This window comes from Streptomyces virginiae (assembly GCF_040638905.1).
Classification (GTDB): Bacteria; Actinomycetota; Actinomycetes; order Streptomycetales; family Streptomycetaceae; genus Streptomyces; species Streptomyces virginiae_B.
In genome coordinates, this window is the sequence record NZ_JBEZYV010000011.1 from 25,719 (window position 1) to 41,982 (window position 16,264).

The window sequence follows — 16,264 nt, forward strand, 5'->3', positions numbered from 1 at the left end:
GTCGGTCGTCGCGACGGAAACCACCGGACGGACGGTCGCCACCGCGGTCATCGCGGTTGAAGCCACCCGACGGACGGTCGTCACGGCGGAAACCACCCGACGGACGGTCGTCGCGACGGAAGCCACCGGACGGACGGTCGTCGCGACGGAAACCACCGGACGGACGGTCGCCACCGCGGTCATCGCGGTTGAAGCCACCCGACGGACGGTCGTCACGGCGGAAACCACCGGACGGACGGTCGTCGCGACGGAAGCCGCCACGGTCACCACCGCGGTCACCGCGGTCGTCGCGGTTGAAGCCACCCGACGGACGGTCGTCACGGCGGAAACCACCCGACGGACGGTCGTCGCGACGGAAGCCGCCGGAGGGACGGTCGCCACCGCGGAAACCACCGGAGGGGCGGTCGTCGCGACGGAAGCCACCGGACGGACGGTCACCACCGCGGTCACCGCGGTCGTCACGGCGGAAGCCGCCACGGTCACCACCGCGGTCGCCACCGCGGTTGTCACGGCGCTCGAAGTTGCCGCGGTCGTCGCGCGGGGCGCGGTTCTCCTCGCGGCGCTCCTGGGCGGCGATCTCGGCGGCAGCGGCAGCGGCGGCAGCCGCGACCTCGGCCTCGGCGGCCTCGGCCACCTCGGCGACGGCGGCCTCCGGGTCCTCGCCCCGCTCACGCGCGGAACGGGCGACCAGGCGGTCGGCCTCCTCGCGCAGCTCGCCGGCACGGCGGGTCAGGCGCTCGAGCTGCTTGGTGAGCTCGGCGACCTCGCGCTCGGCCTGCTTGGCGGCGTTGTTCGCGGAGTCGGCCTGGACCTCGGTCAGCGAACGGGCACCGGTGATCTCGGCGACCTCCGGCTCGAAGGCGCCGGCGCCCTGGACGATGTGGCGCGAGGCGTCGACGCCCGCGTCCTCCATCAGGCGGAAGATCTGGCGGCGCTGGTGCGGCAGCGCGAGGGAGACGACGACACCGGACTTGCCGGCACGGGCGGTACGGCCCGAGCGGTGCAGGTAGTCCTTGTGGTCGCCGGCCGGGTCCACGTTCAGGACCAGGTCGATGCCGTCGACGTGGATGCCTCGGGCGGCGACGTCGGTGGCGACGAGCGCGTTGACGTAGCCGTCCTTGAAGTCGGCGAGGACGCGGGTACGGGCGCCCTGCGTCATGCCGCCGTGCAGGGCGTCGGCCTTGACGCCGGCCTCGACGAGCTGCTCGGCGATGCGGTCGGCGCCCAGCTGGGTGCGGACGAAGATGATGGTGCGGCCCTTGCGGGCGGCGATGGCGGCCGTGACCGGCGCCTTGTCCTTCGGCTTCACGACGAGGACGTGGTGCGTCATGGTCGTGACGTTGCCCTGGGCGCTGTCGACCTCGTGCGTGACGGGGTTGGTCAGGTAGCGCTTGACCAGGGTGCCGATCTCGTTCTCCATGGTGGCGGAGAAGAGCATGCGCTGGCCGCCGCCGGGGATCTGGTCGAGCAGCTCGGTGACCTCGGGCAGGAAGCCCAGGTCGGCCATCTGGTCGGCCTCGTCGAGGACCGCGACCTGGACGTTCGCCAGGGAGCAGGCGCCGCGGTTGATGATGTCGCGCAGACGGCCCGGGGTGGCGACGAGGACGTCGACACCGCGCTCCAGAGCGTAGATCTGGTTGCTCATGGAGGTACCGCCGCAGACGACCTTCATCTTCAGGCCGAGGACGTCGCCGTAGGGCTGGAGGGCGTCCGCGACCTGCATCGCGAGCTCACGCGTCGGCGTCAGGATGATCGCGCGGGGCTTCTTCTTCTCGGTGTGGCCGCCGGCCAGCGAGGCCAGGGTCGGCAGACCGAAGGAAAGGGTCTTGCCGGAGCCGGTGCGGCCGCGGCCGAGGATGTCCTTGCCGGCCAGGGCGTCCGGGATGGTCGCGGCCTGGATCGGGAAGGGGGCGGTGACACCGTTCTGGGCGAGCTTGCGCACGATGCCCTCGGGCAGACCCAGGTCACCGAAGGTGATCGTGGGCTCGGCGTCGGCATCGGCGTCGAAGTCGTCGGTGGAGTCCTCGAAGGACTCGCCGCTCACGTCGGCCTCGAGAGCCTCGATGATCCCCTCAGCCTCTGCGGCCTCGATGGCCTCGGTGACCACGAGGGCCTCGGCGTCGATGATCTCGTTGGAGTCGTTCTCGGGCATGACGGAACGGTCAGAACTGGAAATGGACATGCGAAATGCGAAACCTTCCGGAGTCTCGGCACGCGCCCAAACTCCGTGAATCGCAAATCGACCGCCTCAATGCGGTCAGCCACGGCTAGGGAGAGTACGCGCCACACGGCGCTCTTCGGATTCGGCGCCGGGCAATGGGATCAAACGATCTATAACCATACGCACCCTCCCCCGGGTCTGGCAAGTCGCTCCGGCAGAAACACCTCTGACCTGCGCAAACGGTCCGCATCCGTCGGCTGCGAGCCACGGGTTCCGCCTAAACCTGCGGTGCTGGCTGGGTGCTGGGCTCCGGCTGCGGACTCGACGGACTCGGAGTGGGTTCCGTCACAGGGGGTGTCGGAAGCGGCGGCTCCGGGGTCGGGCTCGCCGACTGCTGACCGCCGCCCGGCCCACCCGAACCGCCCGCACCGCCGGAACCGCCCGTCGACGGCTGCTGGTGGCCCTGCCCGCCGGCGCCGCCGCCCGGTCCCGCCGACGGGAGCGGCACTCCCGGCGCCCCGCTCGGCGCACCCGGGCCGGGGGACGCCCCGGTCGCGCCGGAGGCCTTGCCGTCGTCCCTGGGCCTGCCGCCCTGGTTTCCCGTACCGTCCTTCGCGCCGTGGCCGTTGCCGTGGATCCCCGAGCCCCGCCCGGAGGCGGTACCGGCACCCGCCTCGGAGCCGGCGTGCCGGTCCGCGGCGGCGGAGGGCCCCGGCTTCGCCGCGTCCTCGCCGACGCTCATGCAGCCGGCCGTCGCCGCGACCGCGAGTGCGGTGACGGCCAGTCGGAGGGAAGCGGACAACTGGCGCACGGGGGCACCTCCGGAGCCTGGGGACGAAGGCCCGCAGGAGCGGGTCGGTGTGCCCAACTCCCTTTGACCCGTGAGGGACACGCCCTCAGGCGAACAGTTGTCGCGCCACCTGCGAACCGAGGTGCACCGCGCCCAGCCCGACCAGCACCGACATCGCGACGTTCGCCGCCGCCAGGAAGCCCCACCCGCGCTCGGCCAGCCGCAGCGTCTCGTAGGAGAAGGTCGAATACGTGCTCAGCGCCCCGCACAGCCCGGGCCCCAGCAGCAGCACCGCCCAGGAGGAGGCCGCCCCGGCCGGCGCCGCACCGGCCAGCACCCCCAGCACCAGGCAGGCGCCCGCGTTCACGACCAAGGTCCCCCACGGGAAGACGGAGTCGTGCCGCCGCTGCACCGCACGGTCCGTCAGGTAGCGCAGCGGGGCACCCACGACGGCGCCCGCCACCACGAGCAGCCAGTTCACCGGACCACCCGGTCCGGCCCACGGTCGCGGAGGGCGAGCCGGGTCACCGAGGCCGCCGCCCACACCGCGCCCAGCGCCGCCACCGGCATGAGCCCCGCGCAGGCCAGCGCGGACCGCGCCTCCCCCTCGTCGAGGAGCCGCGAGACGTCCAGCGCGTACGCGGAGAAGGTGGTGAAGCCGCCGAGCACGCCGACCCCGGCGAAGGGCCGCAGCAGCGGATGCGGCGCCGTCCGCCCGCCCTCGCTGATCAGCACCATCAGTACGCCGATCAGCGCGCACCCGGAGGCGTTGATCCACAGGGTCGCCCACGGGAACGCCCCGGGCGCGGCCGGCCAGAGCAGGGAGATCCCGTACCGCGCCGAGACCCCGACCGCGCCGCCGGCGGCCACCGCCGCGAGCACCCGGCCCTGCGGCTCGGCGCGCTGCGCGGGCACGTGCAGGTCGACGTCCGGGTCGATCGCCTCGGCGCCCGCAGCGGGCCGGGAGCCCTTTCGGCTCACCCGTACCCCAGCGCGTGCAGCCGCTCGTCGTCGATCCCGAAGTGGTGGGCGATCTCGTGCACCACGGTGACCTCCGTCTCCGCGACCACGCTCTCCCGGTCCTCGCACATGCGCAAGGTGGGATTGCGGTAGATGGTGATCCGGTCCGGCAGCACCCCGGCGTACCACTCACCGCGGTCCGTCAGCGGGGTCCCCTCGTACAGCCCGAGCAGCTCGGGGTCGTCCGCGGGCGGTTCGTCCTCCACGAACACCGCCACGTTGTCCATCAGCCGCGTCAGCTCCGGCGGGATGCGGTCCAGGGCCTCTGCGACGAGCTCCTCGAACTCCTCGCGCGTCATCTCCAGCACCCGGCCATTGTCGCTCCGGGGGAAACCGTTTTGGCGATAGCTCCCCGGATCCCATATGCTTCTCACGTCCCCGACGCGCTGAAGAAGTGCCCGGTGGGTCTTTAGCCCTCATCGTCTAGTGGCCCAGGACGCCGCCCTTTCAAGGCGGTAGCACGGGTTCGAATCCCGTTGGGGGTACGCATTACCGTGTGCAAGACTTGCTCTCGCACACTGCAAGGTCCTGTGGAGCAGTTGGTTAGCTCGCCACCCTGTCAAGGTGGAGGTCGCGGGTTCAAGTCCCGTCAGGATCGCTGAGACCGGAAACGGTTTCGTGGCTGGGTAGCTCAGTTGGTACGAGCGATCGCCTGAAAAGCGATAGGTCGCCGGTTCGACCCCGGCCCCAGCCACCATCGGAAGGCCCCGTCCATCGGACGGGGCCTTCCTGCGTTACTCGGCCTCCTCCGTGGGGCGGGAGCGGCGACGCCACTGGACGACGCCGAAGGCCACCGCCCCCACGGCGACCAGTGCGAGGAGCGCCCCGTCCGGGACCGCCCCGGCCAGCGACCGGACCCGCTGCTCCACCGCGAAGGAGTCGTCCACGTCCAGCAGCCCCGGCAGCGCGCCCGCCCCGTCGTAGACGAGGAACAGCACGCCCAGGGTGATGAAGAACAGCCCGGACAGCAGAGAGGTGGTGTGCAGCTCGAAGCGGCCCACGGGGAAGGCCCGGCCGCGGAGCCAGCGCCGCCGGCCCAGCTCGAACCGCTCCCACAGCAGGGCCATCACGAACAGCGGCACGGCCATCCCCAGCGCGTAGAGCGCGAGCAGCAGGCCGCCGTAGACCGGGCTGCCGCTGACGGCCGCGACCGTCAGGACGCTGCCCAGGATCGGGCCGGCGCAGAAGCCGGCCAGCCCGTAGACCGCGCCCAGCGCGTACACGGACAGCGCTGTGGTCGGCCGGATCCTCCCCGACAGCTCCGAGATCCGCCGTGAGGCGAAGCCCAGGCCCAGGATCTGTGCCACTCCGAGCGCGATGATCAGCCAGCCGCCGGCCAGGACCAGCTGGTCGCGGTTGCTGTGGAAGAAGCGCCCGGCGTACGAGCCGGCCGCCCCCAGCGGTACGAGGGTGCTCGCGAGGCCCGCGTAGAAGATGCCGGTGCGGGCCAGCAGGCGGGAGGGGGAGTCGATCGAGTACGCGAAGAAGGCCGGCAGGAGCAGGGCACTGCAGGGGCTGAGCAGCGCGAGGAGGCCGCCCAGCAGGGCGGCCAGGTATCCGATGTCGGTCACGGCCTGGCCGCCGCCTCGGCCTGCGCGATAGCGGCGGTGAAGGCGCCGAGCGGCTGGGCGCCGGCGATCGGCTTGCCGTTGACCAGGAAGGACGGGGTGGAGGTGACGCCGATGCGGTAGCCCTCCTCCTGGTCCCTCTTCAGGGCCGCCGCTGCCTGCTCGCCGGCCATGTCGGCCTTGAAGCGGTCCAGGTCGGGGACCCCGGCCTCGCGGGCCAGCTCCAGCAGGCGCGGCTCGGCGAAGCCCTTCTCCTTGGAGCCGTCGGCGTACGCGGCCGAGTGGAAGGCGGCGAACCGGTCCTGCTGCCCGGCGGCCCACGCGGCCCGGGCGGCGGCCTCCGACTCGGCCCCGAAGACGGGGAAGTTGCGCCACTCGATGCGCAGGGTGCCGTTCTCGACGTACTTCTCGACCAGCTCCGGCTCGGTGTCCCGGGCGAACTTGCCGCAGTACCCGCACTTGAAGTCGGAGTACTCGATGAGTACGACGGGCGCGTCCGCGCGGCCGACGGCGAGCTTGTCGCCGGGCTCGCGGCGGGCCAGGGCCCTGAGCGCGGCGGAGGTGTCACTGCGGGGCGTGGCGGCCGCGGGCGCGGAGCCGACGGACCCTTGCTCGGCGGGGGCGGTGGCCTGCCAGGAGACGATGCCGAGGGTGACGGCGGCGAGGGCGACCCCCGCGGAGGCCAGCAGCGGCTTCGCGGCGGACTCGGTCCCGGGCCTGGTCGTGCTCGGGGTCTTGCTCCTGGTCCTGGTCTTGCTCTTGGCCTTGGTGTTGCTCTGGGTCTTGGAAGAGGACATGCGGGTGCTCCAGCGATACGGGTGACGAGGCGGACCGGTGAGGGGACCGGTCCTCCTAGACCCGCATCACGGACAGCTCCACCGGGCCGGGCGCCGGCCGGTCGGGCCCCCGTACGGGTACCCGCGCGGGCGGTTCGGCGTACGGACGGGCCGCCACGGGCACCGGGCGCCCCGGCGGCACCTGAGCGTGGTCGCCGGCCCGCGTCGGGACGGCGGGCGCACCGCCCCGGTCGGGGGAGGCGGGAGCGCAGGAGGGCCCGCCGCCCTGGACCGCCGGATCGGCGCGGGGCCGGCCGGGCAGCGGAGCCGCCCGGGAGGCGTCGGACGCCGCCGGGGCGGCGGCCCGTACCGGGGGCTGCCCGGAACCGGGCAGAAGCGTTCCGGCAGCGGCCGGGGCCGTCCCGCCCAGCAGCACCGCCAGGACCGCGAGCACGGCGCAGCCGAAGAGGCGGGGGCGGGACAAGGTGGGCTGCCTCTCACTCGTGCGGCCGAGGACTCGTCCCGAAATGGTACGGGTCCGCCCGACAAATGCGTTCGCCACCCGGAGGGCCCAGGTGAGATCCTCGATCAGGTATGTCTACTTCCTTCGCCGCCCTGCAGACGCTTCTCGGTGAGATCCCCCTCCGTGACGCGCACCGCCTCGGCCGCCGCCTCGAAGGCGCCCGCCGTATCCGCAAGCCCGAGGCCAAGCAGGCCGTGCTCGACGAGATCGCCGCGGAGGCCTCGAAGGCCGCCGAGCGACTGGCCGGCCGCGCCTCGCGGATGCCGGAGGTCACGTATCCCGAGAACCTGCCCGTCAGCCAGAAGAAGGACGAGATCGCCGAGGCGATACGCGACCACCAGGTCGTGATCGTCGCTGGTGAGACGGGCTCCGGCAAGACCACGCAGATCCCCAAGATCTGCATGGAGCTGGGCCGCGGCGTCCGGGGCATGATCGGGCACACCCAGCCCCGCCGGATCGCCGCCCGCACGGTCGCGGAGCGCATTGCCGAGGAGCTGAAGTCCGAGATCGGGCAGACCGTCGGCTGGAAGGTCCGGTTCACCGACCAGGTGGACCAGGACGCGACCTTCGTGAAGCTGATGACGGACGGCATCCTGCTCGCCGAGATCCAGACGGACCGCGAGCTGCGCGCCTACGACACGATCATCATCGACGAGGCCCACGAGCGGTCGCTGAACATCGACTTCCTCCTCGGCTACCTGGCGACGCTGCTGCCCAAGCGGCCCGACCTCAAGGTCGTCATCACCTCGGCCACCATCGATCCGGAGCGTTTCTCCCGCCACTTCGGCGACGCCCCGATCGTCGAGGTCAGCGGGCGGACGTACCCGGTGGAGGTCCGCTACCGGCCGCTCCTCGAAGAGGACTCCGAGGAGTCCGACCGCGACCAGATCACCGCGATCTGCGACGCCGTGGACGAACTCCAGAGCGAGGGCGCCGGCGACATCCTGGTCTTCCTCTCCGGCGAGCGCGAGATCCGCGACACCGCGGACGCGCTGATCAAGAAGAAGCTCCGCTCCACCGAGGTGCTGCCGCTCTACGCCCGTCTCTCGCACGCCGAGCAGCACCGGGTCTTCCAGCAGCACACCGGCCGCCGGATCGTGCTCGCGACCAACGTCGCCGAGACCTCCCTGACCGTGCCGGGCATCAAGTACGTGATCGACCCGGGCACGGCCCGGATCTCCCGCTACAGCCACCGCACCAAGGTGCAGCGCCTGCCGATCGAGCAGATCTCGCAGGCCAGCGCCAACCAGCGCAAGGGCCGCTGCGGCCGTACCAGCGACGGCATCTGCATCCGGCTGTACTCCGAGGACGACTTCAACGCCCGTCCCGAGTTCACCGACGCCGAGATCCTGCGCACGAACCTGGCCTCCGTCATCCTCCAGATGACCGCCGCCGGCCTCGGCGAGATCGAGAAGTTCCCCTTCATCGACCCGCCGGACCACCGCAACATTCGCGACGGCGTGCAGCTCCTGCAGGAGCTCGGGGCGCTGGACCCGACCGAGAAGGACCCGTCGAGGCGCCTGACGCAGATGGGCCGCAAGCTGTCCCAGCTGCCCGTCGACCCGCGGCTGGCCCGCATGGTCATCGAGGCCGACAAGAACAACTGCGTCCGCGAGGTCATGGTCATCGCGGCGGCCCTGTCCATCCAGGACCCGCGCGAGCGGCCCTCGGACAAGCAGACCCAGGCCGACCAGAACCACGCCCGGTTCAAGGACGAGACCAGCGACTTCCTGTCGTTCCTCAACATGTGGCGCTACGTCCGCGAGCAGCAGAAGGAGCGCGGCTCCTCCTCCTTCCGCCGGATGTGCAAGCAGGAGTACCTGAACTTCCTGCGGATCCGCGAGTGGCAGGACATCTACTCCCAGCTGCGCACGGTCGCCAAGAGCATGGGCATCCACGTCAACGAGGCCGACGCCCCCGAGCAGGTCGTCCACGTCTCGCTGCTGGCCGGACTGCTCTCGCACATCGGGCTCAAGGACACCGACAAGAACGAGTACCTCGGTGCCCGCAGCGCCAAGTTCGCGATCTTCCCGGGCTCCTCGCTGTTCAAGAAGCAGCCCAAGTTCGTGATGTCGGCCGAACTGGTGGAGACCTCGCGGCTGTGGGCCCGGGTCAACGCCAAGGTGGAGCCAGAATGGGTGGAGCCGCTGGCGCAGCACTTGGTCAAGCGCACGTACAGCGAGCCGCACTGGGAGAAGGACCAGGCCGCCGTGATGGCGTACGAGAAGGTCACGCTGTACGGCGTGCCGATCGTCGCCCAGCGGAAGATCAACTACGGCCGGATCGACCCCGAGGTCTCGCGCGAGCTGTTCATCCGCAACGCGCTCGTCGAGGGCGACTGGCGGACCCACCACAAGTTCTACGCCGACAACCGCAAGCTCCTCACCGAGGTGGAGGAGCTGGAGAACCGGGCCCGGCGCCGCGACATCGTCGTGGACGACGAGACCCTCTTCGACTTCTACGACCAGAAGATCCCCGAGCACGTGGTGTCCGGGGCGCACTTCGACTCCTGGTGGAAGCACAAGAAGCGCGACGAGCCCGAACTGCTCGACTTCGAGCGGGAGATGCTGCTCACGGAGAAGGCGGCCGGGGTCACCAAGGCCGACTATCCGGACTCCTGGCGGCAGGGACAGCTGAAGTTCCGGGTGACCTACCAGTTCGAGCCGGGCGCGGACGCGGACGGCGTGACCGTCCACATCCCGCTGCAGGTGCTGAACCAGGTCACCGAGGAGGGCTTCGACTGGCAGATCCCGGGCCTGCGCGAGGAGGTCGTCACCGAGCTGATCCGCTCGCTGCCCAAGCCGATCCGCCGGCACTACGTGCCCGCGCCGAACTACGCGGGCCGCTTCCTCGACACGGCCGTTCCGCTGCAGGAGCCGCTGCCGGTCACCCTCGCCCGCGAACTCCAGCGGATGGTCGGGGTGCCGGTGTCGGCCGAGGACTTCGACCTGACCCGGATCCCCGACCACCTGAAGATCACCTTCCGGATCGTCGACGAGCGGCGCCGCAAGATCGCCGAGGACAAGGACCTGGAGGCCCTGCGGCTCAAGCTGAAGCCGAAGGCCCGCCAGGCCCTCTCCAAGGCCGCGGCCGCCACCGCCGAGCGGGCGGGCGGGGAGTCGGTGGAGCGCACCGGGCTGACCGACTGGACGATCGGCACCCTCACCAAGGTCTTCGAGACCCGGCGGGCCGGCCAGCCGGTCAAGGCGTACCCGGCGCTCGTGGACGACGGCGCGAGCGTCTCCGTACGGCTCTTCGACACCGAGGCGGAGCAGCAGCAGGCCATGTGGCTCGGCACCCGCCGGCTCATCCTTCTGAACATCCCGGTGAACCCGGCGAAGTTCGCCTCGGACCACCTCACCAACCAGCAGAAGCTGGCCCTCTCCAGGAACCCGCACGGCTCCATCCAGGCGCTGTTCGACGACTGCGCGACCGCGGCGGCCGACAAGCTCATCGCCGACCACGGCGGACCGGCGTGGGACGAGGCGGGCTTCCGCAAGCTCTACGAGGCCGTCCGCGCCGACCTGGTGGACACGACCGTCCGCGCGGTGAACCAGGTGCAGCAGGTACTGGCCGCCTGGCAGGCCTGTGAGCGCCGCCTGAAGGCCACCTCCAGCCTCGCCCTGGTCGCGAACATCCAGGACGTCAGGACGCAGCTGGCGGCCCTCGTGCCGGCCGGCTTCGTGACGCTCACCGGGCTGCGCAGGCTGCCGGACCTGATGCGCTACCTGGTGGCGGCGGACCGGCGGCTCCAGCAGATGCCCACGGGCGTCCAGCGCGACACCACGCGCATGGAGAAGGTCCACGAGATGCAGAACGAGTACGCCTGGCTGCTGGAGCAGCTGCCGAAGGGACGGCCCGTCCCCACCGCCGTGACCGACATCCGCTGGATGATCGAGGAACTGCGCGTCAGCTACTTCGCGCACGCGCTCGGCACGGCGTACCCGATCTCCGACAAGCGGATCGTGAAGGCGGTGGACGCGGCGGCCCCCTGATCGGTTCGACCGCACCCCCTGAGCTGCTGTACAGTCTGATTCGCAGCCGCCGCAGAGCGGCCGCGAATCAAGGTCCTGTGGAGCAGTTGGTTAGCTCGCCACCCTGTCAAGGTGGAGGTCGCGGGTTCAAGTCCCGTCAGGATCGCAACAACGTCAGGGCCCGTAACCCCCAGGGGATACGGGCCCTGACGCATGGGCGGGCGTGAGTGCCCGGGCCGGGTTGGGACTCCGACTGCCCGACTGCCGGCCGAAGGCCGTCCGAACGCAGCCCGAACGCCGGGCGGCGCGGGTCGGGCGAAGGCGCCCCGTACGGCTTTCTCCTCCGCCTCGTGGCGACCGGCTGCCGCGTGGGGCCCGACGGCGGCTCAGGAGCAGCTCCTCGCCGCCTTCGGCCCGCTTCCCGGGAGAATCCCCCGTTCGCGTGATGCCCACCGCGAGCCACTTCCCCTTTACGGGGTGCATTGCCGGATGTACAAGAGTGATCATCTGTGACGGGTGTCACCGCACGAGTTTTTCGGACTCACACTTTTATCGCATCCATACGCGCGCTCGATTTAATATGTGCAATTGCACCTACCCCGTCAGACATCCCGGTCGGCCTTCGACACCCCCCTGACCTGGGCATAAAAAAGATCGCGCTGGACCCGGCGGAGTCCAGCGCGATCGAACGACCCGAGAACCTGTTGGGGCAGGTCGGGTCGTATGAAGCAATGTGGGTGTTCATCGGATTGGGGGACCCGACAGCGACCCGTTAAAGCGGGGTGTTTACGCGACCTCAGGCCTCGCTGCGCTGCTGCGGAATGCCCGCCAGCAGTGCGCGGACCTCAGCCTCGCGGTACCGGCGGTGTCCACCCAGGGTGCGGATGGACGTGAGCTTGCCAGCCTTGGCCCAGCGGGTCACCGTCTTCGGGTCCACGCGGAACATCGTGGCAACCTCAGCCGGGGTCAGCAGCGGCTCGGCATCAGGGGTGCGAGCGGTCATGAGCGGCCTCCTCGGGAGAACCGAACCATCTCGGTTCTTTCCTCTAAATTCTGCACCTTGGCCCGCGTTGCCCGAAATGGACATACGCGGGCCGAGTCGGTTATAGGACGAACGGCTTGTCCTCGGCACTACAACTACACCATCCGTCCAGCCTCGACGGCCAAACCGACGGAATTGCCCTCCGAGGTGTTCATCAGCGGCGGAAGCCCGATGGACCGTCCCATAACGGACAGTCACCCCACTGTGACGATCAGTCACAGAGCGATCAGGAGTCGTCAGACCCCCCGTAGAGTGCAATGCCGAGCATTCCGCCCTTAGTTGGGCGGAAGGAACCCTCCCCGGACTCCTTGTCCTATTTTGGCACGAGGGTAGGGGAAGGGCGCAAGGGTGTGGTTAGTGCGGTCCGTCACGCTTGGGCCAATGGCCCGTATCGGGACGTAGGTCCTGGCACTCCGTCCCAAATGCCACGATCAGGGCTCTGATCAGCCAGTTTTGGCCGAACGACCGATACGCGACGGTACGTACGGACCTCTGAAAGGTGAAACCAGCCACATCGGCGACTTTCAGCCTAATTCGCGAAAAGCCGCTCCCGGACCGCCCTCCACCGCTCCGCCAGCCCCGTGTACGTGCCCGCCGCCCCCTCGGCGTCCCCCGCCCGCAGCGCCGCGATGCCCGCCGCGAGGTCCCCCGCCGATCGGTCGGCCGCCAGCCGGTCCGCCGGCAGGGCGTGCACCAGCCCGCCGTAGTCCAGCTCGACCATCGACCGCGGGTGGAACTCCTCCAGCCAGCTCCCCACCTCGACCAGGCCCTCGGCGAGCATCCCGTACCCCTCCGCGTCACGCAGCGTCCGCAGCGCCCGGGCGAGGCGCCGGCGCGCCTGCACCATCGGCGTCCGGTAGCGCAAGCGCTCCCCCGGCACGTACTCCCTCTCCTCGTCCGCCACCAGCACGAACCAGCGCAGCGGGACCTGCCACACCCCCGTACGGATCCACGGGCGCGCGTCCGGGTTCCGCTCGCGCCAGCGCTCGTACTCCTCGGCCGCCCGCCGGCGGGCGGCCGGCGGGAGCGCCGCGTCCAGCACCGGGCGCGGAAACTGGTCGATCAGCTCCTCCAGCGCCAGCCACCCGCGCAGCCGGGTGCGCCACGGGCAGACCAGCAGCACCCCGTCGACCCGCGCGGTGAACGCGTCGGCGCTCTCGTTCGTCGGCACCCCCACCAGGGGGACCCGCACCAAGTCCGCCAGCGACCGGCGCAGTTCGTCCTGGGCCGTCGGGGCCGTCCCGCGCCGGGCGTACTGCGCCCAGTGCGTGCGCTCCGGCTCCGCGAAAGCGGCCAGGGGTTCGTAGACGCGCAGGTAGGAGGCGTACGGGACGGCCGGCACCGAGCGGGCGGAGGGCAGCAGGGGATCGGAGGATTCGGTCACCCTCTCGTACTCCCCCCTCCAGGGGCCCGGTTCACCTCCGGGGCCGCCAGGCACCGGGCCCAGGCCCGCTCCCGTACTCCGGGAGTGTTTCGATCCCCGGACAGGGCACCCCCATCCGGCCTACAGGTCTTACGCTGCTCCCAGCACGCCCTCCCCCACCCGCAGGGGGGCGTCTTCCCGCCGCATCTCTTCCATGGGAGTCACCACCGTGACCGAAATGACCGACGGCGTCCTGCACACCCTGTTCCGCACGGAGCAGGGCGGCCACGAGCAAGTCGTGCTGTGCCAGGACCGAGCCACCGGCCTGAAAGCCGTCATCGCGATCCACTCCACCGCCCTGGGCCCCGCCCTCGGTGGTACGCGTTTCCACGCCTACGCCTCGGACGAGGAGGCCGTGCGCGACGCGCTCAACCTCTCGCGCGGCATGTCCTACAAGAACGCCATGGCCGGTCTCGGCCTCGGCGGCGGCAAGGCCGTGATCATCGGTGACCCCGACGTCATCAAGACCGAGGAACTCCTGGAGGCCTACGGCCGGTTCGTCGAGTCCCTCGGCGGCCGCTACGTGACCGCCTGCGACGTCGGCACCTTCGTCGCCGACATGGACGTCGTCGCCCGTGAGACCCGCTGGGCCACCGGCCGCTCCCCCGAGAACGGCGGCGCCGGCGACTCCTCGGTTCTCACCGCCTACGGCGTCTTCCAGGGCATGCGCGCCAGCGCGCAGCACCTGTGGGGCGACCCGACCCTGCGCGGCCGCAAGGTCGGCGTCGCGGGCGTCGGCAAGGTCGGCCACTACCTGGTGGAGCACCTGCTGGAGGACGGCGCCGAGGTCGTCATCACCGACGTCCGCCAGGAGTCGGTGCAGCGCATCCTCGACAAGCACCCGGGCAAGGTCACCGCGGTCGCCGACACGGACGCCCTGATCCGCGTCGAGGGCCTGGACATCTACGCCCCCTGCGCGCTCGGCGGCGCCCTGAACGACGAGACGGTCCCGGCCCTCACCGCCACCATCGTGTGCGGCGCGGCCAACAACCAGCTCGCCCACCCGGGCATCGAGAAGGACCTCGCGGACCGCGGCATCCTCTACGCCCCGGACTACGTGGTCAACGCGGGCGGGGTCATTCAGGTCGCCGACGAGCTGCACGGCTTCGACTTCGACCGGTGCAAGGTGCAGGCCACGAAGATCTTCGACACCACGCTGGAGATCTTCGCTCGTGCGAAGGCGGACGGCATCCCGCCGGCCGCCGCGGCCGACCGGATCGCCGAACAGCGCATGGCCGACGGCCGCCGGACCCTGCCCGTGACGGCCTCCTAGGGGCTCCCCGCGAGGCCCGCCGGGGTGCGGCGAGACGGAACTCACTGCACTTCGGCGGGTCGCCCGCCAGGAAAGGGTTAAAATCGCAGCTGACCAGCGAGGACGGGGCGCCTTGCTGGTTCTGCACCGGGGCGCGTCATGCGGGCGGCGTACCGTATGGCCGCGGAAGCAGGTACCGTTAAACCCCTACGGACGGTCTCTCCACGGAGAGCCCGCTCCGAACCATGAACGCGTGTCAGACTCTGGGGCCGTCGAGCCCCGTCACCGAGGGGGTCGAGCCATGGGGCGCGGCCGGGCCAAGGCCAAGCAGACAAAGGTCGCCCGCCAGCTGAAGTACAACAGCGGCGGGACTGACCTCTCGCGTCTGGCCAATGAGCTGGGCGCATCGCCGACAGAGCCGCTGCAGATCAGCGAGCCGGTCGAAGTCGATGACGAGCTGGATGACGACGACGACCCGTACGCCAGGTACGCGGATCTCTACAACAGCGATGACGACGACGAGGACGAAGAGTCCGGCCCGTCGACACAGCGTCGCGGCGCTTGACGCCCTGAGGCGTCTGCACGACACACCAAAGACTGAAACCCGGTCCAGGGCATAGCCCCGGGCCGGGTTTCAGTGCTGCTCAGCTCGCGTAGGAACCGGTGAGGGTCGCGCCCTCGGTGCGGTCGCCGCGGTCCAGGATCTCGCCCGCGACCCAGGCGTCGACGCCCCGGTCGGCCAGCGCGGTCAGCGCCACGTCCACGGACTCGGCGGGGACCACGGCCATCATGCCGACGCCCATGTTCAGGGTCTTCTCCAGCTCCAGCTGCTCCACCTGCCCGGCCTTGCCGACCAGGTCGAAGATCGCGCCGGGGGTCCAGGTCGAACGGTCGACCGCTGCGTGCAGGTGGTCCGGGACGACCCGGGCCAGGTTCGCCGCGAGGCCGCCGCCGGTGATGTGCGAGTACGCGTGCACCTCGGCCGTACGGGTGAGCGCCATGCAGTCCAGCGAGTAGATCTTGGTGGGTTCGAGGAGCTCCTCGCCGAGGGTCCGGCCGAGCTCTTCCACGTGGCTGTCGAGCGACATGCCGGCACGGTCGAAGAGGACGTGACGGACCAGCGAGTACCCGTTCGAGTGAAGGCCGGACGAAGCCATCGCGATGACGGCGTCACCCGTACGGATGCGATCCGCGCCGAGCAGGCGGTCGTACTCGACGACACCCGTTCCGGCGCCCGCCACGTCGAAGTCGTCCGGGCCCAGCAGACCGGGGTGCTCGGCGGTCTCGCCGCCCACCAGGGCGCAGCCGGCGAGGACACAGCCCTCCGCGATGCCCTTGACGATGGCGGCGACACGCTCGGGGTGCACCTTGCCGACGCAGATGTAGTCGGTCATGAAGAGCGGCTCGGCGCCGCAGACGACGATGTCGTCCATGACCATCGCGACCAGGTCGTGGCCGATGGTGTCGTACACGCCCAGCTGACGGGCGATGTCCACCTTGGTGCCGACCCCGTCGGTGGCGGAGGCGAGCAGCGGGCGCTCGTACCGCTTGAGGGCGGAGGCGTCGAAGAGGCCGGCGAAACCGCCGAGGCCGCCGAGGACCTCGGGGCGCTGCGTCTTCTTCACCCACTCCTTCATCAGCTCGACGGCGCGGTCTCCCGCTTCGATGTCGACGCCCGCGGCTGCGTAGCTGGCACCGGTGGTCTTCTCTGTCATGACAGGAGAGAGCTTTCGTG

The 16,264-nt window shown here is 70.7% G+C and carries 14 protein-coding genes and 4 tRNA genes; 7 read left to right on the forward strand and 11 right to left on the reverse strand.

Annotated features, from left to right (window positions below; genetic code table 11):
• From AB0F82_RS17525 to AB0F82_RS17545, 5 genes are all read right to left on the reverse strand, one after another.
• Positions 1–2,182: DEAD/DEAH box helicase (locus AB0F82_RS17525; RefSeq protein WP_362628406.1), on the reverse strand; the 2,182-nt coding region annotated here is incomplete at its 3' end.
• Positions 2,183–2,438: 256 nt separating this feature from the next.
• Complete coding sequence (locus tag AB0F82_RS17530) at positions 2,439–2,972, reverse strand: hypothetical protein (RefSeq protein WP_362628409.1); 534 nt, start codon at positions 2,970–2,972, stop codon at positions 2,439–2,441.
• An 85-nt stretch (positions 2,973–3,057) separates the two neighbouring features.
• Complete coding sequence (locus AB0F82_RS17535; RefSeq protein WP_362628412.1) at positions 3,058–3,432, reverse strand: fluoride efflux transporter FluC; 375 nt, start codon at positions 3,430–3,432, stop codon at positions 3,058–3,060.
• Positions 3,429–3,932, reverse strand: coding sequence for a FluC/FEX family fluoride channel (locus AB0F82_RS17540; protein WP_362628415.1), 504 nt, complete (start codon positions 3,930–3,932; stop codon positions 3,429–3,431). Before AB0F82_RS17540 ends, AB0F82_RS17535 begins: the two co-directional genes overlap by 4 nt.
• Complete coding sequence (locus AB0F82_RS17545) at positions 3,929–4,279, reverse strand: metallopeptidase family protein (RefSeq protein ID WP_030012899.1); 351 nt, start codon at positions 4,277–4,279, stop codon at positions 3,929–3,931. Before AB0F82_RS17545 ends, AB0F82_RS17540 begins: the two co-directional genes overlap by 4 nt.
• Positions 4,280–4,383: 104 nt before the next feature.
• On the opposite strand from AB0F82_RS17545, the gene AB0F82_RS17550 reads away from it, so the two are divergent.
• From AB0F82_RS17550 to AB0F82_RS17560, 3 genes are all read left to right on the forward strand, one after another.
• Positions 4,384–4,456, forward strand: a tRNA-Glu gene (locus AB0F82_RS17550).
• A 39-nt stretch (positions 4,457–4,495) separates the two neighbouring features.
• A tRNA-Asp gene (locus tag AB0F82_RS17555) sits at positions 4,496–4,569 on the forward strand.
• Between the two features lie 22 nt (positions 4,570–4,591).
• Positions 4,592–4,668 (forward strand) — tRNA-Phe (locus AB0F82_RS17560).
• Positions 4,669–4,705: 37 nt separating this feature from the next.
• Here the strand turns inward: AB0F82_RS17560 and AB0F82_RS17565 are convergent.
• From AB0F82_RS17565 to AB0F82_RS17575, 3 genes are read right to left on the reverse strand one after another with little or no spacing between them, the layout of a single operon-like run.
• Entirely contained in the window at positions 4,706–5,542 is an 837-nt protein-coding gene (locus AB0F82_RS17565) for a cytochrome c biogenesis CcdA family protein (RefSeq protein ID WP_362628419.1), read from the reverse strand.
• Positions 5,539–6,336, reverse strand: coding sequence for a DsbA family protein (locus tag AB0F82_RS17570; protein ID WP_362628421.1), 798 nt, complete (start codon positions 6,334–6,336; stop codon positions 5,539–5,541). Before AB0F82_RS17570 ends, AB0F82_RS17565 begins: the two co-directional genes overlap by 4 nt.
• A 55-nt stretch (positions 6,337–6,391) precedes the next feature.
• On the reverse strand, positions 6,392–6,799 hold the full coding sequence (locus AB0F82_RS17575) for a hypothetical protein (RefSeq protein WP_362628423.1): 408 nt from the start codon (positions 6,797–6,799) through the stop codon (positions 6,392–6,394).
• A gap of 110 nt (positions 6,800–6,909) precedes the next feature.
• Between AB0F82_RS17575 and hrpA the strand changes: the two genes are divergently transcribed.
• Both hrpA and AB0F82_RS17585 read left to right on the forward strand, forming a co-directional pair.
• Positions 6,910–10,833 (forward strand): ATP-dependent RNA helicase HrpA, encoded by a 3,924-nt coding sequence (hrpA, locus tag AB0F82_RS17580; protein ID WP_362628426.1) that lies wholly within the window; start codon positions 6,910–6,912, stop codon positions 10,831–10,833.
• Positions 10,834–10,904: 71 nt separating this feature from the next.
• Positions 10,905–10,978, forward strand: a tRNA-Asp gene (locus AB0F82_RS17585).
• A 630-nt stretch (positions 10,979–11,608) separates the two neighbouring features.
• Here the strand turns inward: AB0F82_RS17585 and bldC are convergent.
• The gene (gene bldC / locus AB0F82_RS17590) at positions 11,609–11,815 is read right to left on the reverse strand and encodes a developmental transcriptional regulator BldC (protein ID WP_003949541.1); all 207 of its coding nucleotides are present in this window, start codon (positions 11,813–11,815) and stop codon (positions 11,609–11,611) included.
• A 568-nt stretch (positions 11,816–12,383) separates the two neighbouring features.
• Entirely contained in the window at positions 12,384–13,214 is an 831-nt protein-coding gene (locus AB0F82_RS17595) for a hypothetical protein (RefSeq protein WP_362628829.1), read from the reverse strand.
• A gap of 217 nt (positions 13,215–13,431) precedes the next feature.
• Here AB0F82_RS17595 and AB0F82_RS17600 point away from each other — a divergent pair, with 217 nt between their 5' ends.
• Both AB0F82_RS17600 and AB0F82_RS17605 read left to right on the forward strand, forming a co-directional pair.
• The gene (locus tag AB0F82_RS17600) at positions 13,432–14,550 is read left to right on the forward strand and encodes a Leu/Phe/Val dehydrogenase (RefSeq protein WP_030664648.1); all 1,119 of its coding nucleotides are present in this window, start codon (positions 13,432–13,434) and stop codon (positions 14,548–14,550) included.
• A 280-nt stretch (positions 14,551–14,830) separates the two neighbouring features.
• Positions 14,831–15,094, forward strand: coding sequence for a DUF3073 domain-containing protein (locus AB0F82_RS17605; RefSeq protein WP_356811017.1), 264 nt, complete (start codon positions 14,831–14,833; stop codon positions 15,092–15,094).
• 79 nt (positions 15,095–15,173) lie between these two features.
• On the opposite strand, the gene purM is transcribed toward AB0F82_RS17605, so the two are convergent.
• Entirely contained in the window at positions 15,174–16,244 is a 1,071-nt protein-coding gene (gene purM, locus AB0F82_RS17610; protein WP_356811018.1) for a phosphoribosylformylglycinamidine cyclo-ligase, read from the reverse strand.
• Positions 16,245–16,264: the final 20 nt, after the last annotated feature.